At 71.1% G+C, this 21,866-nt stretch carries 22 protein-coding genes; 13 read left to right on the top strand and 9 right to left on the bottom strand.

Annotated elements, in window-relative coordinates; all coding sequences use genetic code 11:
- Positions 1-77 precede the first annotated feature (77 nt).
- A complete protein-coding gene (locus ACFV46_RS04590; RefSeq protein WP_361923628.1) occupies positions 78-1,040 on the bottom strand; it encodes an RNA polymerase sigma factor SigF in 963 nt (320 codons plus the stop codon).
- Between the two features lie 239 nt (positions 1,041-1,279).
- Between ACFV46_RS04590 and ACFV46_RS04585 the strand changes: the two genes are divergently transcribed.
- Both ACFV46_RS04585 and ACFV46_RS04580 read left to right on the top strand, forming a co-directional pair.
- A complete protein-coding gene (locus ACFV46_RS04585) occupies positions 1,280-1,666 on the top strand; it encodes an STAS domain-containing protein (RefSeq protein ID WP_361923631.1) in 387 nt (128 codons plus the stop codon).
- Positions 1,667-1,898: 232 nt separating this feature from the next.
- On the top strand, positions 1,899-2,492 hold the full coding sequence (locus ACFV46_RS04580) for an ATP-binding protein (protein ID WP_361923634.1): 594 nt from the start codon (positions 1,899-1,901) through the stop codon (positions 2,490-2,492).
- Positions 2,493-2,938: 446 nt separating this feature from the next.
- Here the strand turns inward: ACFV46_RS04580 and ACFV46_RS04575 are convergent, their stop codons facing one another.
- The gene (locus ACFV46_RS04575; protein WP_376727269.1) at positions 2,939-4,435 is read right to left on the bottom strand and encodes an oligopeptide:H+ symporter; all 1,497 of its coding nucleotides are present in this window, start codon (positions 4,433-4,435) and stop codon (positions 2,939-2,941) included.
- Between the two features lie 498 nt (positions 4,436-4,933).
- Here ACFV46_RS04575 and ACFV46_RS04570 point away from each other — a divergent pair, with 498 nt between their 5' ends.
- Positions 4,934-5,611, top strand: a complete 678-nt coding sequence (locus ACFV46_RS04570; protein WP_055624243.1) for a response regulator transcription factor — start codon at positions 4,934-4,936, stop codon at positions 5,609-5,611.
- Between the two features lie 48 nt (positions 5,612-5,659).
- Complete coding sequence (locus ACFV46_RS04565) at positions 5,660-6,934, top strand: ATP-binding protein (protein ID WP_361923639.1); 1,275 nt, start codon at positions 5,660-5,662, stop codon at positions 6,932-6,934.
- A 13-nt stretch (positions 6,935-6,947) separates the two neighbouring features.
- Here ACFV46_RS04565 and ACFV46_RS04560 read toward each other — a convergent pair whose 3' ends face one another.
- A complete protein-coding gene (locus ACFV46_RS04560; protein WP_376727270.1) occupies positions 6,948-7,499 on the bottom strand; it encodes a GtrA family protein in 552 nt (183 codons plus the stop codon).
- Between the two features lie 151 nt (positions 7,500-7,650).
- Between ACFV46_RS04560 and ACFV46_RS04555 the strand changes: the two genes are divergently transcribed.
- From ACFV46_RS04555 to ACFV46_RS04540, 4 genes are all read left to right on the top strand, one after another.
- Positions 7,651-8,790 carry a 5-(carboxyamino)imidazole ribonucleotide synthase gene (locus tag ACFV46_RS04555; RefSeq protein ID WP_385497000.1) on the top strand — a complete coding sequence of 380 codons (1,140 nt, stop codon included), beginning with the start codon at positions 7,651-7,653 and terminating at the stop codon, positions 8,788-8,790.
- The gene (gene purE, locus ACFV46_RS04550) at positions 8,787-9,314 is read left to right on the top strand and encodes a 5-(carboxyamino)imidazole ribonucleotide mutase (RefSeq protein WP_361923647.1); all 528 of its coding nucleotides are present in this window, start codon (positions 8,787-8,789) and stop codon (positions 9,312-9,314) included. The genes ACFV46_RS04555 and purE overlap by 4 nt, the downstream gene beginning before the upstream one ends.
- 5 nt (positions 9,315-9,319) lie before the next feature.
- Positions 9,320-10,504 carry a dipeptidase gene (locus ACFV46_RS04545; protein ID WP_376727271.1) on the top strand — a complete coding sequence of 395 codons (1,185 nt, stop codon included), beginning with the start codon at positions 9,320-9,322 and terminating at the stop codon, positions 10,502-10,504.
- Positions 10,505-10,635: 131 nt separating this feature from the next.
- Positions 10,636-11,748 (top strand): dipeptidase, encoded by a 1,113-nt coding sequence (locus ACFV46_RS04540; protein WP_385496998.1) that lies wholly within the window; start codon positions 10,636-10,638, stop codon positions 11,746-11,748.
- 12 nt (positions 11,749-11,760) lie between these two features.
- Here ACFV46_RS04540 and ACFV46_RS04535 read toward each other — a convergent pair whose 3' ends face one another.
- Together ACFV46_RS04535 and ACFV46_RS04530 are read right to left on the bottom strand one after the other, a co-directional pair.
- A complete protein-coding gene (locus tag ACFV46_RS04535) occupies positions 11,761-12,147 on the bottom strand; it encodes a VOC family protein (protein ID WP_361923652.1) in 387 nt (128 codons plus the stop codon).
- Positions 12,148-12,161: 14 nt separating this feature from the next.
- Complete coding sequence (locus ACFV46_RS04530) at positions 12,162-12,521, bottom strand: VOC family protein (RefSeq protein WP_385496997.1); 360 nt, start codon at positions 12,519-12,521, stop codon at positions 12,162-12,164.
- 126 nt (positions 12,522-12,647) lie between these two features.
- Here ACFV46_RS04530 and ACFV46_RS04525 point away from each other — a divergent pair, with 126 nt between their 5' ends.
- Positions 12,648-13,148, top strand: coding sequence for a CGNR zinc finger domain-containing protein (locus ACFV46_RS04525; RefSeq protein WP_361923658.1), 501 nt, complete (start codon positions 12,648-12,650; stop codon positions 13,146-13,148).
- A gap of 142 nt (positions 13,149-13,290) precedes the next feature.
- Here ACFV46_RS04525 and ACFV46_RS04520 read toward each other — a convergent pair whose 3' ends face one another.
- Entirely contained in the window at positions 13,291-14,634 is a 1,344-nt protein-coding gene (locus tag ACFV46_RS04520) for a UDP-glucose/GDP-mannose dehydrogenase family protein (RefSeq protein WP_361936059.1), read from the bottom strand.
- A 190-nt stretch (positions 14,635-14,824) separates the two neighbouring features.
- On the opposite strand from ACFV46_RS04520, the gene ACFV46_RS04515 reads away from it, so the two are divergent.
- Entirely contained in the window at positions 14,825-15,982 is a 1,158-nt protein-coding gene (locus ACFV46_RS04515) for an acyl-CoA dehydrogenase (RefSeq protein ID WP_361936062.1), read from the top strand.
- A 217-nt stretch (positions 15,983-16,199) separates the two neighbouring features.
- Positions 16,200-16,562, top strand: coding sequence for a four-helix bundle copper-binding protein (locus ACFV46_RS04510; RefSeq protein WP_361936065.1), 363 nt, complete (start codon positions 16,200-16,202; stop codon positions 16,560-16,562).
- Positions 16,563-16,627: 65 nt separating this feature from the next.
- Here ACFV46_RS04510 and ACFV46_RS04505 read toward each other — a convergent pair whose 3' ends face one another.
- The gene (locus tag ACFV46_RS04505; RefSeq protein ID WP_376727277.1) at positions 16,628-17,914 is read right to left on the bottom strand and encodes an LCP family protein; all 1,287 of its coding nucleotides are present in this window, start codon (positions 17,912-17,914) and stop codon (positions 16,628-16,630) included.
- A gap of 119 nt (positions 17,915-18,033) precedes the next feature.
- Between ACFV46_RS04505 and ACFV46_RS04500 the strand changes: the two genes are divergently transcribed.
- Positions 18,034-18,591, top strand: a complete 558-nt coding sequence (locus ACFV46_RS04500; protein ID WP_151784360.1) for an acyl-CoA thioesterase — start codon at positions 18,034-18,036, stop codon at positions 18,589-18,591.
- A gap of 30 nt (positions 18,592-18,621) precedes the next feature.
- Here ACFV46_RS04500 and ACFV46_RS04495 read toward each other — a convergent pair whose 3' ends face one another.
- Positions 18,622-20,073, bottom strand: a complete 1,452-nt coding sequence (locus tag ACFV46_RS04495; RefSeq protein WP_385496995.1) for an LCP family protein — start codon at positions 20,071-20,073, stop codon at positions 18,622-18,624.
- A 144-nt stretch (positions 20,074-20,217) separates the two neighbouring features.
- On the opposite strand from ACFV46_RS04495, the gene ACFV46_RS04490 reads away from it, so the two are divergent.
- On the top strand, positions 20,218-21,255 hold the full coding sequence (locus ACFV46_RS04490) for a glycosyltransferase family 2 protein (RefSeq protein WP_385496994.1): 1,038 nt from the start codon (positions 20,218-20,220) through the stop codon (positions 21,253-21,255).
- 70 nt (positions 21,256-21,325) lie between these two features.
- Here ACFV46_RS04490 and ACFV46_RS04485 read toward each other — a convergent pair whose 3' ends face one another.
- Positions 21,326-21,793 carry a hypothetical protein gene (locus ACFV46_RS04485; protein ID WP_361936075.1) on the bottom strand — a complete coding sequence of 156 codons (468 nt, stop codon included), beginning with the start codon at positions 21,791-21,793 and terminating at the stop codon, positions 21,326-21,328.
- Positions 21,794-21,866 lie beyond the last annotated feature (73 nt).

Genomic DNA, 21,866 nt, shown 5'->3' with positions numbered 1-21,866 from the left:
CCCGGCCGACCGGTTTCGGCGGGGCACCGGGCACAGTCCCGGGGGCCGGAGGCGTGTCGTGGCCCTCCGACGGCCCGTCACTCCTCGATCGTCAGGCCCTTTCTGAGCCGGACCAGGGTGCGCGACAGCAGACGCGAGACATGCATCTGGGAGATGCCGAGTTCCTCGCCGATCTCCGACTGGGTCATGCCGGCGACGAACCGCAGGGACAGGATCCTGCGGTCCCGCGGCGGGAGTTCGGCGATGAGCGGCTTGAGGGAGGCGACGTACTCGATGCCCTCGATGCCGTTGTCCTCGTAGCCGATCCGGTCGGCCAGCGCGCCCTCGGCGTCGTCCTCCTCGGGCTGGGCGTCCAGCGAGGAGGCGGTGTAGGCGTTCGACGCCGCCATGCCCTCGACGACCTCGTCACGGGTGAGACCGAGACGCTCGGCGAGCTCGGCCACCGTGGGGGCGCGGTCGAGCTTCTGGGCGAGTTCGTCACCGGCCTTGGCCAGGTCGAGCCGGAGCTCCTGGAGGCGGCGCGGCACCCGCACCGACCACGAGGTGTCCCGGAAGAAACGCTTGATCTCGCCGATGATGGTCGGCATCGCGAAGGTGGGGAACTCCACTCCGCGGCTGAGCTCGAAACGGTCGATCGCCTTGATCAGGCCGATCGTGCCGACCTGGATGATGTCCTCCATCGGCTCGCTGCGCGAGCGGAAGCGGGAGGCGGCGAACTTGACCAGGGCGAGGTTGAGTTCGACGAGCGTGTTGCGGACGTACGAGTAGTCGTGGGTGCCTTCCTCCAGCGACTCCAGCCGCTCGAAGAGGGTCTTGGACAAGGCCCGCGCGTCCACCGGCCCCACCTCGTCGTACGGCGGGATCTCCGGAAGCCCGGCGAGTACGTCGTCGTGGGGGAAGTCCTGAGCGAGGTCCTGGCCGAGGGCCAGTTCGGCGGATACGCCGCCGCGCTCGATGGGATCCAGATGTTCCGGTCGGGGAGCCGACGTCGCGACGGGGGTATGCGAGGCGTCGAGCCGGGGTGACATGATGTCCTCCATCGTTCTCGGCATATGGCTGCCGAAGCCTTTGCGTGCACTGCGGTGTGCGGCGCCTCCAAAGCCGGCCGAGTCGGTTGCGTGTCTCTACTAGCCCTATCGGCTTTCCGGAGCCCACCGCAAGTGCGTTCTGTTCCGAAATGTCCGTTTGTGGGTGGATGTTCGGGTGTTGGAGGGCGTAGGGAAGGCGTAGTGTTCGACAGCGTCAGTCAGCAGCCACGACGTCGGGAGTGAGAGACGGCATGGACCGCGGGACGGTCGGCAGCGCACAGTCTGGCCGACTTCTGGTGGAGGTTCGCGAAGAGGGCTCCAGTGCCGTCGTGACCCCGGTGGGTGAGTTGGACCACCACACCGCAGATCTGTTGCGTGAGCCACTCGAGGAGTGCCTCACGAAGGGTTTCAGCCGACTGGTGGTCGACTGTTCCCGGCTGGAGTTCTGCGACTCGACGGGGCTGAACGTGCTGCTCGGGGCGCGTCTGAAGGCGGAGGCCGCCGGTGGGGGAGTCCATCTGGCCGGAATGCAGCCTGTCGTCGCGCGCGTGTTCGAGATCACGGGCGCGGAGGCCGTCTTCACGGTCCACGACACCCTCGAGGACGCCCTCGCCGACGGGGCCGGCGGCTCCGGCTGACCCCTCGTGCCGCCTTCGCAACGGACGTCACATCATTCGGCCGAAGAGAAGGGGTGTTCCCCCGCCCGGGTCGGGCAGGAGACATCCTGGAACCCTCGGCTGTGACGTCGGCCACCGGCGAGGGCCCGTGACCGGCGCACCCGGCACGGATCGTGTACTGGTGTACCGACTCCGCGTACAGACCGTTGAAGAGTTGAACGATGAACTGGTGAATCGGTGAGGTGAAGCGCTGATGAGCACCACCCGGCCTTTCTCGCCGGGCGACCGCGGCCCAGAGCCCAGCGGCGCTTCCGGGGTGTCCGGGGCCGCCGCTCCGGCGCCGGACGGCCCCACGGGGGGCTCACCGGCCGCGGAGGCGTCCGCGGGGGCCTCCGGGGCGTCCCTGGCGTCCGTGAAGCCCGCGCAGCCGTCCGCGGCGCGTCAGGTGCGCACGCTGGACTTCGCGGACCAGAGCGGTGTCGTCCCGCTCGCGCGTGACTTCGCCCGTCAGGCGCTGTACGCGTGGGGCTGGCTGCCGGCCGCCTCCGCCGACCGGCGGGCCGCCGCCGAGGACGTCCTGCTGGTGGTCTCCGAGCTGGTCACCAACGCCTGCCTGCACGCCGAGGGCCCCGACGACATGCTGATCGCCTACGACAACAAGGTGATCAGGGTCGAGGTGTCCGACAAGGGCACCGGGCAGCCCGCCCCCCGTACACCGCACCGCGCGGGCCGCCCCGGCGGCCACGGCATGTTCATCGTGCAGCGCCTGTGCCTGGACTGGGGCGTCGTCCGCACGCCCGGGCAGGCCGGGAAGACCGTGTGGGCGGAGCTGGGCGCCCCGTCCTGATCCGTCCGGCCGCGGGAAGAATCGGTTTTCCCGTGGCCTCCGCGTTCACCGGGTCCTCGCCCCCCGTCGCCCGGGTCACCCCCTCCCTCCGGCGCCCTCACGACCGCCACGACTCCGGCGTGCGCCGCGTCTTCCTTCCTCGAGCTCCAGGGCGCACCTCGACGGGCGATCTGATACGCCGTAAGGAATGAGGGGACCGTGCCGAAGCGGAAGCGAACCGCCGCGCTCGCGACGGCCGCGGCCCCGGCCGGCTCGGCGGTGCTGCTGACCGCCCCCTCACCCGCGCCGAGGTCGTCGACGTCGACCACGCCTGCGGGACGCCGATCGACGACATCGTGAGCGGGCACGGCACGGAGCGCCCGCGCTGACCGCGGTGTCCTGGAACGCCGGAGGGCCACCGCGCGCCTGGCGTGCGGTGGCCCTCCGGGCGGACTCGGGGACGGGCGTCAGTTGACGCTGCCCATGAGTTCCTTGACCTTCTTGCGGTACATCCAGACCGCGAACCCGGCGACCACGGCGAGCGTGGCCTCCAGCGTGACGATGCCCGTCTTGTTCAGGTCGACGCCCGCGATGGAGAGCAGACCGGTGGTGGCGTCACCCGCGGTGACGGCCAGGAACCAGACACCCATCATCTGGGAGGCGTACTTGGCGGGGGCCATCTTCGTGGTGACCGACAGGCCGACCGGGGACAGCATCAGCTCACCGACGGTCTGCACGAAGTAGATCGCCGCCAGCCACAGCGCGGCCGCCTTGTGGCCGCCGTCGGCGATCGACAGCGGGGCCAGGAAGAGGAAGAAGGACGCGCCGACCAGGATCAGGCCCATGGCGAACTTCGACGCGGTGCTCGGCTCCTTGCCCCGCTTGGCCAGCGCGAGCCACGCCCAGGCGAAGACGGGCGCCAGCGCCATGATCATGACCGGGTTGACCGACTGGTACCAGGAGACCGGGAACTCCCAGCCGAAGACCGAGTTGTCGGCGGAGGACTCGGCGAACAGGGAGACGGTCGAGCCACCCTGGTCGTAGATCATCCAGAACACGGCGGCGGCGACGAAGAACCAGATGTACGCCGTCAGCTTCGACTGCTCGCCGCGGTCGAGCTGCTTGTCGCGCTTCATCCGGCCGATGACCATGACCGGGATGACGAGACCGGCGACGGTGATCGGGACCAGCAGCCAGTTCAGGGTGTAGACGCCGGAGAAGCCGACGATCGCGTAGAACACCGCGGCGACGGCGGCCCAGAAGAACGCCTTGCGCAGGGTCGCGGCCTTCTGCTCGGCGGTCAGCGGCGTGGGGACGACGTCCGACTTGGCGCTCAGGTGGCGGCCGCCCAGCAGGAACTGGGCCAGACCCAGCGCCATGCCCAGCGCGGCGAGCGCGAAGCCCAGGTGCCAGTTGACGTTCTCACCGATGGTGCCGATGACCAGCGGGGCGGCGAAGGCGCCCAGGTTGATCCCGATGTAGAAGATCGTGAAGCCACCGTCGCGGCGCGGGTCCTCCGGGCCGTTGTAGAGGTGGCCGACCATCGTCGAGATGTTGGCCTTCAGCAGGCCGGACCCGATCGCCACCAGGCCGAGGCCCGCGAAGAAGCTGCCGGACCAGGGGAGGGCCAGCGTCAGGTGGCCGAGCATGATGACGGCACCGGCCACGGCCACCGTCTTGCGCGGGCCGAGTACGCGGTCGGCGAACCAGCCGCCCGGCAGGGCGAGCAGGTAGACGAGCGAGAGGTAGACCGAGTAGATCGCCGTGGCCGTGGTGGCACTGAGGCCGAGGCCGGCCGGAGCGACGAGGTACAGCGGGAGCAGAGCCCTCATGCCGTAGTAGGAGAAACGCTCCCACATCTCGGTCATGAAGAGAGTGGCCAGTCCGCGGGGGTGGCCGAAGAAGGTGCGATCGGAACCGGGGATTCCGGTGGGGGCCGAGTCCTTCGTCAGGCTGGACGCCATGGTCGTTCCTTGCTGTCGGGACGCGCATGCGACATGGAGCGGTCACGCGCCCGGTGGGGGGCGGCCGGCACCGGCGGTCGAGACCGTCGCCCCCACGCCCTGGAGGGGTTTCCGTCCGGATGAGGAGCGGAAGACGGCGACCATCGGGATCCATGCCCCCGCCATCGGAGGCCCGGCCACAGGTCATTGCTGTTCCGGGGCCGGGAACGGCCCCTACGCAAGAGAGACCCCCGGCGTCAAGTGGCCGGAGGTCCCCGCAGTGCTACAGGCGTGGATTCACCATACGTCACGACACCGCCCCATATGAAAGGGTTTGAGACGCGAATCACAGGTTTACGCGCAACCGTGCACATGCATTCGAAGGCCCCTCCAGGGTCGCACCTTCCACGCGTGGTCTGTACCAGCCCCCGAAGAAGGTAAGAAGCACGCCGGAGGACGGTAAGAGGCAAGGGGCCGATCCCACCCCGGCGCGCGAGGCGGGCGGACTACCATCAGCTCATGACCCGAGTACTGCTCGCCGAGGACGACGCGTCCATTTCGGAGCCGCTGGCCCGCGCACTGCGCCGGGAAGGGTACGAGGTCGAGGTCCGCGAGGACGGGCCCACCGCCCTCGACGCCGGGATGCAGGGCGGCATCGACCTCGTCGTGCTGGACCTCGGGCTGCCCGGCATGGACGGCCTCGAGGTGGCCCGCCGGCTGCGGGCCGACGGTCACGCCGTGCCCATCCTGATCCTGACCGCGCGCGCCGACGAGGTCGACACCGTCGTGGGTCTGGACGCGGGCGCCGACGACTACGTCACCAAGCCGTTCCGGCTCGCCGAGCTCCTCGCGCGGGTCCGGGCCCTGCTGCGGCGCGGCTCCGCCGAGCCCCAGCAGCCGCCCGCCACGCACGGTGTGCGGATCGACGTCGAGTCGCACCGGGCCTGGATGGGCGACGAGGAACTCCAGCTCACCGCCAAGGAGTTCGACCTGCTGCGGGTGCTGGTGCGCGACGCGGGCCGGGTGGTCACCCGCGACCAGCTGATGCGCGAGGTCTGGGACACCACCTGGTGGTCCTCGACCAAGACCCTCGACATGCACATCTCCTGGCTGCGTAAGAAGTTGGGCGACGACGCGGCGAACCCCCGCTACATCGCGACGGTGCGGGGCGTCGGTTTCCGCTTCGAGAAGAGCTGAGTCACGGGCCCGTACCGGTTCCCGAGCCCGACAGGTGAGTAACACGCCATGCGCCGACGACTGATCCAGTCCACCCTCGCCGTCGTCCTCGTCGTGATCGCCGTGTTCGGGGTGTCGCTGGTGATCGTCGAGACCCGGACGATCACCAACACCGCGCAGGAGCGGGTGGACACCGAGGCGGTGCGGCTCGCCAGCATCGTCGACAGCCGGCTGCTTGGCGACGAGACCGTGGACGCCGCCGTGCTGCGCGACCAGATCCAGGGCGACCGCTACGCCGAGATCCGCATCCCCGGCAAACCCGTGATCGAGGTCGGCGACCGGCCCGGCGGCGACGTCATCAGCGCCCGCGAGCAGGGCGAGGAAGGCGAGTCGGTCACCGTCCAGGAGCCGCGCTCGTCCGTGACCCGCGAGGTCGGCCGGACGCTGATGATCATCGCCGCGGTGGCCCTGCTCGCGGTGATCGCGGCCGTCCTGCTCGCCGTGCGCCAGGCCAACCGGCTGGCCTCGCCGCTCACCGACCTCGCCGAGACGGCGGAGCGGCTCGGCTCGGGCGACCCCCGCCCCCGCCACAAGCGCTACGGCGTGCCCGAGCTGGACCGGGTCGCCGACGTGCTGGACTCCTCCGCCGAGCGCATCGCGCGGATGCTCACGGCCGAGCGACGCCTCGCCGCCGACGCCTCGCACCAGCTGCGCACCCCGCTGACCGCGCTGTCCATGCGGCTGGAGGAGATCACCCTCACCGACGACCCCGACACGGTGAAGGAGGAGGCGACCATCGCGCTGACGCAGGTGGAGCGCCTGACGGACGTGGTGGAGCGGCTGCTGACCAACTCCCGCGACCCTCGCAGCGGCTCCGCGGTCACCTTCGACCTCGACGAGGTGATCCAGCAGCAGCTCGCGGAGTGGCGCCCGGCGTACCGCAGCGCGGGCCGGGCCATCGTCAGCTCGGGCAAACGGCATCTGACGGCGGTCGGCACCCCGGGCGCGGTCGCGCAGGTGCTGGCCGCCCTGATCGAGAACTCGCTCATGCACGGCGGGGGCACGGTGGCGCTGCGCACCCGCGTCACCGGCAACCAGGCGGTCATCGAGGTCACGGACGAGGGGCCGGGCATCCCGGAGGACCTGGGGGCCCGCATCTTCGAGCGCGCCATCAGCGGCCGCAACTCCACCGGGATCGGCCTGGCGGTCGCCCGCGACCTCGCCGAGGCGGACGGGGGCCGGCTGGAGATGCTGCAGACGAACCCGCCGGTGTTCGCGCTGTTCCTGTCCCGCACGGCCCCGCCGAAGAAGTCGTCCACGGACACCGAACGCACGGTCCGCTGAACGGGCCGGAGGGTCAGCTCACGCGCTGGCGGGCGGGCTTGTCCGAGCCCGGACGGGACTCCAGGAACGACTCCTTGCCGGCCACGGGGTCCTTCTGCGCCGGCAGAGCGCGGAACACCCACGTGCGGTAGGACCAGAAGCGGAACAGCGTCGCGATGCCGATGCCGAGGAACTTGAAGATGTTGCTCTGCAGCGGGCTGTCCCAGCCGAACCCGTAGGTCGCCGTGTAGAGCACCCCGTTCTCGATGACCAGGCCCGCCGCGCTGAACAGCAGGAAGAGGGTCATCTCCTTGGTGCGGCGGCTCTTGTCGCGGTCGCGGTAGGTGAAGTACCGGAAGCCGATGTAGTTGAAGATGATCGCGACGATGGTCGCGATCACGCTCGCCCGCACCACCGGCAGATCGGTGACCTGCCGTACCAGGTTGAACACGAGCAGGTTGACCAGCAGCCCCGCCCCGCCCACCGCGCCGAACTTGGCGACCTCGCGGGCCAGCCGGTCCAGGCGCTGCCGCACCGGACCGCGCGCCGCGGGCGCCTCCTGAAGCCCCGAGGAACCACGTTCCATGGTCGTGAAGGCTCCTGTCGGTCGGTGGTCGTCAACTCAGCCATGCTAACCACCCCCCTCGGTGATCGCCCGCGCGTGACATCCCGGGTCGGGAAGAGCCCTGGAAAAGTCCGGTAAGAGGGGGCCCCGGCGCGGCCGATACCCTAGGGGCGTGACGTTCCCGGTAGTCGGCATGGTCGGCGGGGGTCAGCTCGCTCGTATGACACACGAGGCGGGCATCCCGCTCGGCATCAGGTTCAAGCTCCTCAGTGACACTCCTCAGGATTCCGCGGCGCAGGTCGTCGGTGATGTCGTCGTAGGCGACTACCGCGACCTCGACACGCTGCGCGCGTTCGCGCAGGGGTGCGATGTGATCACCTTCGATCACGAACACGTACCCACCGAGCACCTCAGGGCACTGGAGGCGGACGGCATCCCCGTGCGCCCCGGCCCCGACGCGCTCGTGCACGCCCAGGACAAGGGCGTGATGCGGGCGAGGCTCGATGCGATCGGGGTGCCCTGCCCCCGGCACCGCATCGTGAGCGACCCGCAGGACGTCGCCGCGTTCGCCGCCGAGGGGGACGGCTTCCCCGTCGTCCTGAAGACGGTCCGCGGCGGCTACGACGGCAAGGGCGTCTGGGTCGTCGACTCGGCCGAGGAGGCCACCGAGCCGTTCCGCGCCGGCGTCCCGGTCCTCGCCGAGGAGAAGGTCGACTACGTCCGCGAGCTCGCCGCAAACGTCGTGCGCTCCCCGCACGGCCAGGCCGTCGCCTACCCGGTCGTCGAGTCGCGGCAGGTCAACGGCGTCTGCGACACCGTGATCGCCCCGGCCCCCGGCCTGGACGAGGCGCTCGCGCTGCGCGCCGAGGAGATGGCGCTGCGGATCGCGAAGGAGCTCGGTGTCGTCGGGCACCTCGCCGTCGAGCTGTTCCAGACCCGCGACGGCCGCATCCTCGTCAACGAGCTCGCGATGCGCCCGCACAACTCCGGCCACTGGAGTCAGGACGGCGCGGTCACCAGCCAGTTCGCCAACCACGTCCGGGCCGTCCTCGACCTCCCCCTCGGCGACCCGCGCCCCCGCGCGAAGTGGACCGTCATGGTCAACGTCCTCGGCGGCGACTACCCGGACATGTACTCCGCGTACCTGCACTGCATGGCCCGCGACCCCCAGCTCAAGATCCACATGTACGGCAAGGACGTGAAGCCCGGTCGCAAGGTCGGTCACGTGAACACCTACGGCGACGACCTCGACGACGTGCTGGAGCGCGCCCGTCACGCTGCCGGCTACCTGAGAGGCACGATCACCGAATGAGCCCTGTTGTTGGCATCGTCATGGGGTCGGACAGCGACTGGCCCGTCATGGAGGCCGCCGCCAAGGCCCTCGACGAGTTCGAGATCGCCTACGAGGTCGACGTCGTCTCCGCGCACCGCATGCCCCGCGAGATGATCACGTACGGCGAGCAGGCGGCCGGGCGCGGCCTGAAGGCGATCATCGCCGGCGCCGGCGGCGCCGCCCATCTGCCGGGCATGCTCGCCTCCGTGACCCCGCTGCCCGTCATCGGCGTTCCCGTCCCGCTGAAGTACCTCGACGGCATGGACTCCCTGCTGTCCATCGTGCAGATGCCGGCCGGTGTGCCCGTCGCGACCGTCTCCGTCGCCGGCGCCCGCAACGCCGGTCTGCTCGCCGCCCGCATCCTCGCCACGCAGGACGAGGAGCTGCTGCAGCGGATGAGCGAGTTCCAGCAGGAGCTGAACGACCAGGCGACCGAGAAGGGCAAGCGGCTGCGGGCCAAGGTCGAGGGCGCGGCCGGGTTCGGCTTCGGCTCCGGGAAGTGACGCCGATGACCTCCCTGGAGACCGCCCGGGACCTGCTGCGCGAGTTCCCGGTCGTCGACGGCCACAACGACCTGCCCTGGGCGCTGCGCGAACAGGTCCGCTACGACATACCGGCCCGCGACATCGCCGCCGACCAGAGCGCCCACCTGCACACCGACATACCGCGGCTGCGCGCCGGCGGTGTGGGCGCCCAGTTCTGGTCGGTGTACGTCCGCTCGGACTACGCCGGCGACCAGGCGGTCAGCGCCACGCTGGAGCAGATCGACTGCGTACGGCAGCTCCTCGCGCGCTACCCGGCCGACCTGCGCCCGGCGCTGACGGCCGCCGACATGGAGGCGGCCCGCGCCGAGGGCCGTATCGCCTCCCTGATGGGCGCCGAGGGCGGCCACTCGATCGCGGAGTCCCTGGCCACGCTGCGGGCGCTGTACGCCCTTGGCGTCCGCTACATGACGCTCACGCACAACGACAACATCGCGTGGGCCGACTCGGCGACCGACGAGCCCGGCGTGGGCGGCCTGTCCGCCTTCGGGCGCGAGGTCGTACGGGAGATGAACCGCGAAGGCATGCTGGTCGACCTCTCGCACGTGGCGGCCACGACGATGCGCGACGCGCTCGACACCACCGCCGCCCCGGTGATCTTCTCCCACTCCTCGTCGCGCGCGGTCTGCGACCACCCGCGCAACATCCCCGACGACGTGCTGGAACGCCTCCCCGCCAACGGCGGCGTCGCGATGGTCACGTTCGTGCCGAAGTTCGTTCTCCAGGCGGCCGTCGACTGGACCGCCGCGGCCGACGAGAACATGCGGGCGCACGGCTTCCACCACCTCGACACCACCGCCGAGGCGATGAAGGTGCACCGCGCCTTCGAGGAGAGCAACCCGCGCCCGGTCGCCACCGTGGCCACGGTCGCCGACCACCTCGACCACATGCGCGAGGTCGCCGGGATCGACCACCTCGGCATCGGCGGCGACTACGACGGCACCGCGTTCACGCCCGACGGCCTCAACGACGTCACCGGCTACCCGAACCTGATCGCCGAGCTGCTGGACCGCGGCTGGTCGAGGACCGACCTGGCCAAGCTGACCTGGCGCAACGCCGTCCGGGTGCTCGGCGCCGCCGAGGACGTCGCCCGCGACCTCCAGGCCACCCGCGGACCGTCCAACGCCACCCTCGCGGAGCTGGACGCCTGACCGGGGAGGGGGCGGGGCCGGTCGCGCCCCGCCTACCCCCGAACGCCTTACCCACCGAGAAGCCCCCGCGCCCGCGTGCGACGGTGAACCGTACCGCTGATCAGGACCGCCGATCCCGTACGGAGACCGCCATGGCAGAGCTCAAGTACGACGCCGGGGCCGAGGCCGGCGCGACGGACGATCTGCCCGCGCCGACCATCGGGGAAGGCCCTGACCCCGTCCCGGACCCCGCGGCGGCCGACCTGCTCCAACGGGCCCGCGCCCTGCTCGACGCCCATCCCGTGGCCGACGGCTACAGCGGACTGTCGCGGGCGCTGCGGACCCTGTCCTGGTTCGACCTGGAACTCGGCGAGAGCGCCGTCGGCACCGATGTGCCGCGGCTGCGCGAGGGCCGCGTCGGCGCGCTGTTCTGGGCACTGCACCTGCCGGACGGGGTCACCGGCGACCGGGCCGTCGGCGCCACCCTGGACCAGCTCGACCTCGTCAGGACCGTCGTCCACGCACACCCCGACGGCCTGCGCCTGGCCTGCGCGCCCGGCCCGGTCACCGACGTCCGGCACAGCGGCCGGACCGCCGTGCTGCCCGGGCCCGCCGCGGCCGTCGCCCTGGGCGACTCCCTCGGCGTCCTGCGCTCCCTGCACGGCCTCGGGCTGCGCGCCCTCACGCTCACCGGGGTGTCCTGGGCGGGCGAGGCGGGGCTCACCCGGTTCGGCGAGGAGGTCCTGCGCGAGATGAACCGGCTCGGCGTGCTGGCCGACCTCTCCGGCGCCGGCCCCGACACGGTCCGCCGGGCCTGCGCGGTCTCCAAGGCGCCCGTGCTGTGCACACGCTCCGCGGCCCGCGCCCTGCGCCCGCACCCCGCCAACCTCCCCGACGACCTGCTGGCCGCGCTCGGCGCCGCCAAGGGGCTGTGCATGGTGCCGCTCACCGCCGAGCAGACCGGTCCGTCCGTCCGCGACGTCGCCGACCACCTCGACCATGTGCGCGCACTGGCCGGGGCGGACTGCGTCGGCCTGTCCGGCACCTACGACACCGGCACCGCCCACCCCCAGGACCTGGCCGACGTCTCCGGCTACCCGCGACTCGTCGCCGAGCTGCTGCGCCGCGACTGGTCCGAGGCCGACATCGCCCTGCTGACCTGGGGGAACGTCCAGCGGGTGCTGCGTGAGGCCGACTTCGCCGCCCGTGAGGCACAGCGCCGCCGGGAACCCTCGACGGCCACGATCACCGACCTGGACGGCTGAGCGCCGGCCGGCTCAGCCCTCGTCGATCCGGCACAGGCAGAACGGATGGCCCACCGGGTCGGCGTACACCCGGAAGCCCTCCTCGTCCTGCGCCTGGAGCAGCCGCGCGCCCAGCTTCAGCACCTTCTCCTCCGCCACGTCGACCTCGTCCCAGGTGGACCCGGCGTCGAAGTCGAGGTGGAACTGCTGGGAGTCGTGGTCGGCCCGCGGCCAGTCCGGCGGGGCGTACCCGGGCGCCCGCTGGAAGGCCAGCCGGGGCCCGTCCGGGAGCCGCAGCACGACCCAGTCCGGGTCCTCGTCCTCCGGGGTGCCGCCGCCGACGCCCGCGTAGAAGCGGGCCAGAGCGCGCGGGTCGGGGCAGTCGACGACGACGGAACGCAGACGTGCCGCGGGTGCCATGGGGGTCCTCCTCGTCAGCAGGCGCAGAGGCAGAACGGGTGCCCCGCCGGGTCCGCGTAAACCCGGAAGGTCCGCTCGCGGTCGTCGGCCTCCAGCGGCGTCGCGCCCAGCTCCAGCACCGCCTTCTCGGCCGTGTCGAGGTCCTCGACGGTCAGGTCCAGATGGAACTGCTGCGACTGCTCCGGCGAGGGCCAGCGCGGCGGTACGTAGCCGGGCGCCGCCTGGAAGGCCAGCGTCGGCCCGCCGGGCACCTTCACGTCCACCCAGTCGCCCTCGTCCACGATCGTGCCGTCCAGCACCTTGGCGTAGAACTCCGCGAGCGCGCGCGGGTCGGGACAGTCCAGGACGACGGAGCCCACTTCGGCGATGGCCATGACTTCCTCCTCGAAGCGACGGGGGGTTACCGGCAGAGCAGGTCAACCGGTAACCGCGTTACCTCATGTTCCCGTACAGGGGGTAACGTCGCAAGGGATATACGAGAAGCGGAGACAGCGGCAGCCATGAGTGACAGATCGCCCGCGCCCGGTGCGCTGGAGCTAGTCCAGGGCCTGGTGAACACGGTGGACCTGGAGTCCGGCGCGGACGCGCTCGACACGGCCGAGGGCCGGGCCCGCCTCGGGCTGACGGAGGCGGACCTGCCCGCCGCGCGCGAGCTGCGCGAGTCCCTGCGCGCGGCCCTGCTCGCCCACGCCGGGCACCCGCCGCACCGTGCGGTCACCCCGCTCGGCGACCTGCTCGCCGCCGCTCCCCTCGTGGTGGCCGTCGACCCCGCCGACGGCTCGGCCCGGCTCACCCCCGCCAGTACCGCGCCCCTGCTCTCCCGGGTCGCCGCCGCCGTCGCCCAGGGCCTCGTCGACGGCACCTGGACGCGCCTGAAGGCCTGCGAGGCGGCCGACTGCCACTGGGCGTACTACGACCGCAGCCCCGCCGGCCGCGGCCGCTGGTGCTCGATGCAGGTGTGCGGAGCGCGCGCCAAGATGCGCCGGTACCGCGCGAAATGAGCCACCGGGCGCACCTTTTGACAAGGTTGTTGAAGATTCATTCGGCGCTGCGCGGTGGTGTGCGGCAGAATGCGAAGGACGCCGTTTCGGCCGACTGAGCCTCGGCCGAAACGGCGTCCTTCGTACGCCCGTGGAAAAGGGCCTAGGCCGTCGGCCGGCCCATCGCCCGGTACGTCCAGCCCGCGCCCCGCCACAGCTCCGGGTCCAGGGCGTTGCGGCCGTCCAGGATCAGACGCTCCGCCGCCACCTCGCCCAGCTCCCGCGGGTCCAGCTCACGGAACTCCCGCCACTCCGTCAGATGCAGCACCACGTCCGCGCCCCGCACCGCCTCGATCGCGGTGTCCGCGTACCCGAGCGTGGGGAACAGCCGGCGGGCGTTCGCCATGCCCTTCGGGTCGTACACCGTCACCTGGCCGCCCTGCAGATGGATCTGCCCGGCCACGTTCAGGGCCGGCGAGTCGCGCACGTCGTCCGAGTCCGGCTTGAACGTGGCGCCCAGCACGGCGACCCGCTTGCCCAGGAACGGCCCGCCGCCCAGCGCCTCGCGCGCCAGCTCCACCATCTGACCGCGCTGACGCATGTTGATCGAGTCGATCTCGCGCAGGAACGTCAGCGCCTGGTCCGCGCCCAGCTCGCCCGCGCGCGCCATGAACGCCCGGATGTCCTTGGGCAGGCAGCCGCCCCCGAACCCGATGCCCGCCCGCAGGAACTTCTTGCCGATGCGGTCGTCGTGCCCGATGGCCTCCGCCAGCTTCGCCACATCGCCGCCGGCCGCCTCGCACACCTCGGCCATCGCGTTGATGAAGGAGATCTTCGTGGCGAGGAACGAGTTCGCCGAGGTCTTCACCAGCTCGGCCGTCGGGAAGTCCGTGACCACGAACGGGGAGCCGTCCGCGATCGGCGTCGCGTACACCTCGCGCAGCAGCTTCTCCGCGCGCTCACTGCGCACCCCCACCACGATCCGGTCCGGGCGCAGCGTGTCCTGCACGGCGAAGCCCTCCCGCAGGAACTCCGGGTTCCAGGCCAGCTCCACCTCGTCGCCGCCGGGCGCCAGCTCCCGCAGCCGCGCCGCGAGGCGGTCCGCGCTGCCCACCGGCACCGTCGACTTGCCCACGACCAGGCACGGCCGGCTCAGATGCTTGGCGAGCGACTCGACCGCAGCGTCGACGTACGACATGTCGCAGGCGTACTCACCGTGCTTCTGCGGCGTGTTCACGCAGACGAAGTGCACGTCGCCGAACTCGGCGACCTCGGCCCAGTCCATCGTGAACCGCAGCCGCCCCGTCGAGCCCTCGATCCCGGCGACATGCTTGCGCAGCAGGTCCTCCAGTCCCGGCTCGAACATGGGCACCTCGCCGCGGTCCAGCATCTCGATCTTCTCGGGCACCACGTCCAGACCCAGCACCTCGAACCCGAGCTCGGCCATGGCCGCGGCGTGCGTGGCGCCGAGATAGCCGGTGCCGATCACGGTGATCTTGAGGGCCATGGGGGACTCCGTAAGTGAGGACGGGCGATGCGCGCCCGAGCATAGTCAACGGGCCCGGAGGGCAGATTCCCCGCTGTCGCCAAGCTCACGTATCAGTCCTGTGGGGCGACCTCTAAAATTTGAGTTACTTAACGGTAATTAGCGTCGGCATCACCCTTGCCACACGAGCGTCCTTGGAGCGTGAGAGACCTTGGCCGGATCGGCTGACTTCGACCTGTACCGCCCGACCGAGGAGCACGACATGCTCCGCGACGCGATCCGCTCGCTGGCCGAGGCGAAGATCGCGCCGCACGCCGCGGCGGTGGACGAGGAGGCGCGCTTCCCCCAGGAGGCGCACGACGCCCTCGTGGCCAACGACCTGCACGCCGTGCACGTCCCCGAGGAGTACGGCGGCGCGGGCGCCGACGCCCTCGCCACGGTCATCGTGATCGAGGAGGTGGCCCGCGTCTGCGCGTCCTCCTCCCTCATCCCGGCCGTGAACAAGCTCGGCTCGCTGCCGGTCATCCTCTCCGGCTCCGAGGAGCTGAAGAAGAAGTACATGGCCCCGCTCGCCAAGGGCGACGGCATGTTCTCCTACTGCCTCTCCGAGCCCGACGCGGGCTCCGACGCGGCCGGCATGAAGACCAGGGCCGTCCGCGACGGCGACCACTGGGTCCTCAACGGCGTCAAGCGCTGGATCACCAACGCGGGCGTCTCCGAGTTCTACACGGTCATGGCCGTCACCGACCCGAGCAAGCGCTCCAAGGGCATCTCCGCCTTCGTGGTCGAGAAGGGCGACGAGGGCGTCTCCTTCGGCGCCCCCGAGAAGAAGCTCGGCATCAAGGGCTCCCCGACCCGCGAGGTCTACCTCGACAACGTCCGCATCCCCGCGGACCGCATGATCGGCGAGGAGGGCACCGGCTTCGCCACCGCGATGAAGACGCTGGACCACACCCGCATCACCATCGCCGCCCAGGCCCTCGGCATCGCCCAGGGCGCCCTCGACTACGCCAAGGGCTACGTCCAGGAGCGCAAGCAGTTCGGCAAGCCCATCGCCGACTTCCAGGGCATCCAGTTCATGCTCGCCGACATGGCGATGAAGATCTCGGCCGCCCGCGCCCTGACCTACCAGGCCGCCGCCGCCTCCGAGCGCGGCGACGCCGACCTCACCTACCTCGGCGCCGCGGCCAAGTGCTTCGCCTCCGACGCCGCCATGGAGGTCACCACCGACGCCGTCCAGCTCCTCGGCGGCTACGGCTACACCCGCGACTACCCGGTGGAGCGCATGATGCGCGATGCCAAGATCACGCAGATCTATGAGGGCACGAACCAGGTCCAGCGGATCGTGATGGCGCGCAACCTGCCGTAACGTCACGGGACTTGATGAGGAAGGGCGTCCGGGTGCTCCGGGCGCCCTTCACTCGTTCGGGCTCGCGACGGCGGATCCGGTGGAATACGGAAGTGTGCACTGTGTGCGGCTTCTGTGGGGAAATGATGGCGAACGCCCGATGGCGGGCCGCTCCGGGCGGGCGTAGGACGGAAGGGCACGGGGCCCGCCCCGGGCTCCCGCGTCCCCAGGAGGAGCCATGACCCAGCCCGGAACCATGCCCGCGATGACCAAGGAGATGCAGGACTGCGTCGACGCCTGCATGACCTGCCACACCGTCTGCGAGGAGACCATGAGCTCCGTCATGCAGCAGGGCGGCCAGGCCCAGATGCAGGTCATGCGGGCGCTGATGGACTGCGCCGAGACGACCCGCATGTGCGCCGACATGATGATGCGCCGCTCGCCGATGTCGGCGGAGATGTGCGCGATGTGCGCCAAGGCGTGCGAGATGTGCGCGGAGGCGTGTATGTCCATGCCGGACGATCCGCAGATGATGCGCTGTGCCGAGGCGTGTCGCCGCTGCGCCGCGACCTGTCGCGCGATGGCGGGCGCCACGATGTGACACCGCCCGGCAGACGGACGAGGGCACCCCGTCCGGGGTGCCCTCGCTCGCTCGTGTACGGCCGCCTACTTGCCGGAGACGGTCACCGTCTCGTCGTTCTTCAGCTCCTCCACCAGCTTCTTCACCTTCGCGGTGTCCCACTGGAGATTGCCGTTGGCGGAGTTGCCCGAGATCGGCATGTTCATCGAGGTGCCGTCGCCGCCGCTGACGCCCTTCATCGCCCAGAACATGGACGCCAGGTCCCACAGGCCCATGTCCTCGTCGACGATCAGCGAGTCCAGGCCGGCACCCATCGTCGGGTAGAGCTTGAAGGGGTTCAGGACGGTGCCCGGGGTCGCCACCTGGTTGGCCAGGGCCGACAGGAACTTCTGCTGGTTCTTGGTGCGGTCCAGGTCGGAGCCGGGCAGCGCGTACCGGGTGCGGACGAAGGCCAGGGACTCCTCGCCGTTCAGGGTCTGCTTGCCCTTCTTGAAGTCGGCGCCGGACTTCTTGTCCTTGATGTCCTGGGGGATGTCGATCTCGACGCCGCCGACCGAGTCCACGATGTTCGCGAAGCCGGCGAAGCCGATCTCGACGTAGTGGTCGATGTGCAGCCCGGTGTTGGCCTCGACGGTGCGCACCAGCAGCTCCGGGCCGTCCTCCGCGTAGGCGGCGTTCAGCTTCGTCTGCCGCCCGGTGCCCTGGTAGAGCTTCCCGGACTCCGAGCCCTTGTACGACGGGATCGTGATGTTCGAGTCGCGGGGCAGCGAGACCAGCGTGGGGCTGCCGCCTCCGGTGTGCAGGATCATCATCGAGTCGGTGCGCTTGCCCTCGGCGGACCCGGTGTGCAGGTTCTTCTTCTGCTCGTCGGTCATGCCCTCACGGCTGTCGGAACCGACGATCAGGTAGTTGGTGCCCTCGCCCGCCTCCGGCCGGTCGATGACCTTGGACAGGTCGACCTCGCGGTTGAGCTTGGAGTCGGCCCAGAAGTAGGTGGCGACGCTCGTCACGACCAGCAGCGTGACCACGGTGATCGCGGTCACCTTGATCCGGCGCCGCCAGTTCGGCGCGGGCCGGCCACCGGGCCCGGAGCCGTCGTGGCCTCCGCCGCCTCCGCCGCCGTACACCTGGCCGGTGTTGTAGCCGCTGTCGTAGCCGTCGTCGTAGCCGCCGGCGCCGTGACCGCCGTGCCCCTGGCCGTCGACGTACGACGGCTGCCGGGGCACACCGCCGTAGCCCTGCCCGGGCGGAGCGCCCTGGCCGCGGCGGACCTGCCGCATCACACGGGCGCTCTCCGGCCGCGCGTTCGCGCTGCCGCGTCCGTAACCGGTGCCGCGGTCGTCGTCGGGCCATGCCTGGGGCCAGTCATTCATGCGCCCAAGTGTGCAGGGCGGCACCGGGTCCCCCACAAGGTTCGAAGGAAAATAGAGGCACGGCTGTTGCGAACCCAACACAAAGTCCGCGATTCCCACTGCGGCATAAGGTGGAGGCCATGACAGACCAGGCCACCACCGCGGAAGCGGACAGCGCGGAGATCCCGGGCAAGCCGATCTCCGCGTCCCGCACCACCCTCAGCCACATCATGACCCACAACGACACCAACCTTCTGGGCACCGTGCACGGCGGTGTGATCATGAAGCTGGTGGACGACGCGGCGGGAGCGGTGGCCGGCCGGCACAGCGGCGGTCCCGCCGTCACCGCCTCCATGGACGAGATGGCCTTCCTCGAACCGGTCCGCGTGGGCGACCTCGTCCATGTGAAGGCCCAGGTCAACTGGACCGGCCGGACCTCGATGGAGGTCGGCGTCCGGGTCCTGGCCGAGCGCTGGAACGAGTCGGCGCCGCCCACCCAGGTCGGCTCCGCCTATCTGGTCTTCGCCGCGGTGGACGCCGACGGCAAGCCGCGCCGGGTCCCGCCGGTGATACCGGAGACCGACCGCGACCGGCGCCGCAACCAGGAGGCGCAGATCCGCCGCACCCACCGCCTGGCCCGCCGCCGCGCGATCATGGAGCTGCGCGCCCAGCGGGCGGCGGAGGGCTTCGACGACTGAGGAGGCGGCCGGGGCGGACGGGGGCCCCTCTCAGGCGCAGCCGGCCTCGTCGCCCCGCAGCACCACCGTCTCCTGGGTGGGGTCGTCGGCGCGCACCTTGCGGACCGTGCCGAAGTCCGTCCCCACGATCACCTTCAGGGTGGGGCCGAGCCCCTTGACCGCGCGCAGCTCGCTGCCGGGCAGGGCGGCGGCGAGGGACTTCGCCGAGCGGTCCCAGCCGGGGTCGTGGGCGACGACCGTCCGCTTCACCGAGCGGTCGGGCGCGTCCACCGGCTGTCCCGTCGTACGGAATCCCACCGCCGCGAGCGCCGCGTCGGCGCGCTTGCCGAGGCCGGTGCGGTGGGTGCCGTTCTCCACCTGGACGCGGATCTGCTGCGGGGCGACCTCGACGGTGACGGCCTTGCGCTTCGTGCGGTGGGCGGCCAGCGGGCGGTCCTCGCGCAGGGCGCGGAACAGGCGCTCGGCGCGTGCGGTGTCCCATTTCACGGTGGAGCCGAGGCCCTTCACCAGGTAGCCGAGCTGCCCGATCGGGACGGTGGCGAACTCGGACGACGACGGGGAGAAGTTCCGCATCGCGCGTCCCAGGTCCAGCAGTTCGCCGGTGCCGAAGCCCTTGTCGGCCCGGACCGAGCCGAGCACGGCCCGGGTCACGTCCCGGAACCGGATGGGGTTCAGCAGGATGCCGGACGACGTCGCCCGTTCGATCAGGGCCGCCATGAAGCGCTGCTGGCGCTGGACCCGGCCCAGGTCGGCGTCGCCGTCGATGTGCCGGGCGCGGACGAACTGCAGGGCCTCGCCGCCCATCAGCTTGTGGTCGCCGGCGGGCAGGTCCAGGCCGGTGTAGGAGTCCTTCAGCGGGGCGGAGGTGCAGATCCGCACACCGCCGAGCACGTCGACCGTCTTCATGAAGCTCGTGAAGTCGACCTCCAGATAGTGGTCGATCTTGACGTGCGTCATGTGCTCGACCGTGCGGACGGTGAGCCGGGGGCCGCCTTCCGCGTACGCCGCGTTGAGCTTGATGGCGTGGGCGGGCCGTCCGTCGGCGGCGGGCACCTCGGCGTAGGAGTCGCGCGGCAGGCTCACCACGCTCGCCCGCTCCCGGTCCTCCGAGATGTGCACCAGCATGATCGTGTCGGTGCAGTGGCAGGGCGCGCCGCCCAGCCGGTACTTGCGCCGCTCCTGCGGGGTGATGCGGTCGCGGCCGTCGGTGCCGACCAGCAGGACGTTCATGCCGTGGCCGCCCTGCGGCCGGTTCTTCATGTCCCGGAAGGGGTCCACCCGCGCGATCTTGGCGTCCAGGCTGGTCACCACCGCGTGCCCGATCCCGGCGGAGGCCAGGACGACGACGGAGAGCGTGGTCACCGCCCGCATGGCCCAGCGCGGCCTCCTGCGCCGAACGGGCGCGACCGGCCGTGCCCCGCCGCGGGACGGCTGCGGGCTGCGCTGCGGGGAGCCGGAGGAGCGTCGGGGCGGCGTGGGCATGAAGGGATACCTCCGCTGGGGGCGTGCCCCTGGGGGCCGTACGTGGGATCCGTGAGCACCGTAGGCCCATACGATCTGCTGCCCGGTGCACCGGACACGGCGGGGCGCACCCGTGTCCCCCGTTCGCGGTAACGTGAGCCCCCTATGAACGCCAATCCCGACGTGCAGCTCCCCGCCGTGTCCGTCATCATGCCCGTCCTCAACGAGGAGCGGCATCTGCGCGGAGCTGTCCAAGCGATCCTCGCGCAGGAGTACGCCGGCGAGATGGAGGTCGTGATCGCCCTCGGTCCGTCCACGGACCGTACGGACGAGATCGCCGCCGAGCTCGTGGCCGAAGACCCGCGCGTTCACACCGTCCCGAACCCGACCGGCCGTACGCCCGCCGCCCTGAACGCGGCGATCAAGGCGTCCCGCCACCCGATCGTCGTCCGTGTCGACGGGCACGGCATGCTCTCGCCGAACTACATCGCGACCGCGGTGCGGCTCCTGGAGGAGACCGGCGCGCAGAACGTCGGCGGCATCATGCACGCCGAGGGCGAGAACGCCTGGGAGCAGGCCGTCGCCGCCGCGATGACGTCGAAGATCGGTGTCGGCAACGCCGCCTTCCACACGGGCGGTGAGGCGCAGGCCGCCGAGACCGTGTACCTGGGTGTCTTCCGGCGCGAGGCGCTGGAGCAGCAGGGCGGCTACAACGAGGAGTTCATCCGCGCCCAGGACTGGGAGCTGAACTTCCGCATCCGCGAGGCGGGCGGCCTGATCTGGTTCTCGCCGGAGCTGAGGGTGTCGTACCGCCCGCGGCCGAGCGTGAAGGCGCTCGCCAAGCAGTACAAGGACTACGGCCGCTGGCGTCATGTCGTCGCCCGGTACCACGCCGGCTCCATCAACCTGCGCTATCTGGCTCCGCCGACGGCGGTGTGCGCGATCGCGGCGGGTCTGGTGTTCGGCGTCGCGGTGACGCCGTGGGCGCTGGTCGTGCCCGGCGGCTACCTCGCGGCCATCGCCGCGGGATCGGTTCCGGCCGGCAAGGGGCTGCCGCTGAAGGCCCGGCTGCAGATCCCGGTCGCCCTGGCCACCATGCACATGTCCTGGGGCTACGGCTTCCTGACGAGCCCGCGTTCGCTGGCCCGCAAGGTCATCGCCTCACGCCGCCCGGCGGTCCGCGGCGTCGAAGCGGCCTCCTGACTCGACCCCCGGGGAACGAGCGAGGGTTGCCGCGGCGGTGCCGCGACAACCCTCGCTGGTCGTGCGGACGTCAGCCGCAGTGGAAGTAGCCCGACGGCGGGACGTGGTCCTGCAGGAAGTTGGCGCCGCCGTTGGGGCGCCACATGTCCAGCTCGAAGACGATGCAGGTGTTCTTGCCGTTGACCTTCACGGGCCCGGCCTCGTAGCTGAAGTAGCCGTTGTCGTTGTCGTGCCCGCCGGCCTTGGTCCACAGGTCCAGGTTCATCCGGGAGCTGACGCCGTAGTAGGAACCGGCCTTGACGGACCGCGCGCAGTTGTAGGTGCCGTCCCAGTACAGGTAGGTCGTGGCGACGAGCGGGTGCGAACTGACCGTGTAGTCGTAGTGCTTGATCTGGTCGATCAGGGTGCCGCTGCAGCCGGCCTGCGCCGCGGCCTGCGCCGCGGGGGCGGTGGCCAGGGGGACCCCGACGCCCAGGCCGAGGACCATGGCCCCGGTGGTGATCCAGCGGGTGGCTCTGAACTTCACGCTCTTGTGCATCAGTTGCAGACCTCTCACTTGCGCGACGGATCGGACCGCCCCCGCGGGCTTGTGTGAACCCGGCGTGAACGGC

This window comes from Streptomyces sp. NPDC059852, assembly GCF_042731455.1.
Taxonomy (GTDB): domain Bacteria; phylum Actinomycetota; class Actinomycetes; order Streptomycetales; family Streptomycetaceae; genus Streptomyces.
The sequence above is the reverse complement of the archived record's forward strand: the minus strand, read 5'-3'. Positions and strand labels throughout refer to the sequence as shown.

Coding starts and splice junctions, on each gene's coding strand:
- ACFV46_RS04590 (WP_361923628.1), bottom strand. CDS start 1,040: ATGGAGGACATCATGTCACCCCGGCTCGACGCCTCGCATACCCCCGTC.
- ACFV46_RS04585 (WP_361923631.1), top strand. CDS start 1,280: ATGGACCGCGGGACGGTCGGCAGCGCACAGTCTGGCCGACTTCTGGTG.
- ACFV46_RS04580 (WP_361923634.1), top strand. CDS start 1,899: ATGAGCACCACCCGGCCTTTCTCGCCGGGCGACCGCGGCCCAGAGCCC.
- ACFV46_RS04575 (WP_376727269.1), bottom strand. CDS start 4,435: ATGGCGTCCAGCCTGACGAAGGACTCGGCCCCCACCGGAATCCCCGGT.
- ACFV46_RS04570 (WP_055624243.1), top strand. CDS start 4,934: ATGACCCGAGTACTGCTCGCCGAGGACGACGCGTCCATTTCGGAGCCG.
- ACFV46_RS04565 (WP_361923639.1), top strand. CDS start 5,660: ATGCGCCGACGACTGATCCAGTCCACCCTCGCCGTCGTCCTCGTCGTG.
- ACFV46_RS04560 (WP_376727270.1), bottom strand. CDS start 7,499: ATGGAACGTGGTTCCTCGGGGCTTCAGGAGGCGCCCGCGGCGCGCGGT.
- purE (WP_361923647.1), top strand. CDS start 8,787: ATGAGCCCTGTTGTTGGCATCGTCATGGGGTCGGACAGCGACTGGCCC.
- ACFV46_RS04545 (WP_376727271.1), top strand. CDS start 9,320: ATGACCTCCCTGGAGACCGCCCGGGACCTGCTGCGCGAGTTCCCGGTC.
- ACFV46_RS04540 (WP_385496998.1), top strand. CDS start 10,636: ATGGCAGAGCTCAAGTACGACGCCGGGGCCGAGGCCGGCGCGACGGAC.
- ACFV46_RS04535 (WP_361923652.1), bottom strand. CDS start 12,147: ATGGCACCCGCGGCACGTCTGCGTTCCGTCGTCGTCGACTGCCCCGAC.
- ACFV46_RS04530 (WP_385496997.1), bottom strand. CDS start 12,521: ATGGCCATCGCCGAAGTGGGCTCCGTCGTCCTGGACTGTCCCGACCCG.
- ACFV46_RS04525 (WP_361923658.1), top strand. CDS start 12,648: ATGAGTGACAGATCGCCCGCGCCCGGTGCGCTGGAGCTAGTCCAGGGC.
- ACFV46_RS04520 (WP_361936059.1), bottom strand. CDS start 14,634: ATGGCCCTCAAGATCACCGTGATCGGCACCGGCTATCTCGGCGCCACG.
- ACFV46_RS04510 (WP_361936065.1), top strand. CDS start 16,200: ATGACCCAGCCCGGAACCATGCCCGCGATGACCAAGGAGATGCAGGAC.
- ACFV46_RS04505 (WP_376727277.1), bottom strand. CDS start 17,914: ATGAATGACTGGCCCCAGGCATGGCCCGACGACGACCGCGGCACCGGT.
- ACFV46_RS04500 (WP_151784360.1), top strand. CDS start 18,034: ATGACAGACCAGGCCACCACCGCGGAAGCGGACAGCGCGGAGATCCCG.
- ACFV46_RS04495 (WP_385496995.1), bottom strand. CDS start 20,073: ATGCCCACGCCGCCCCGACGCTCCTCCGGCTCCCCGCAGCGCAGCCCG.
- ACFV46_RS04490 (WP_385496994.1), top strand. CDS start 20,218: ATGAACGCCAATCCCGACGTGCAGCTCCCCGCCGTGTCCGTCATCATG.
- ACFV46_RS04485 (WP_361936075.1), bottom strand. CDS start 21,793: ATGCACAAGAGCGTGAAGTTCAGAGCCACCCGCTGGATCACCACCGGG.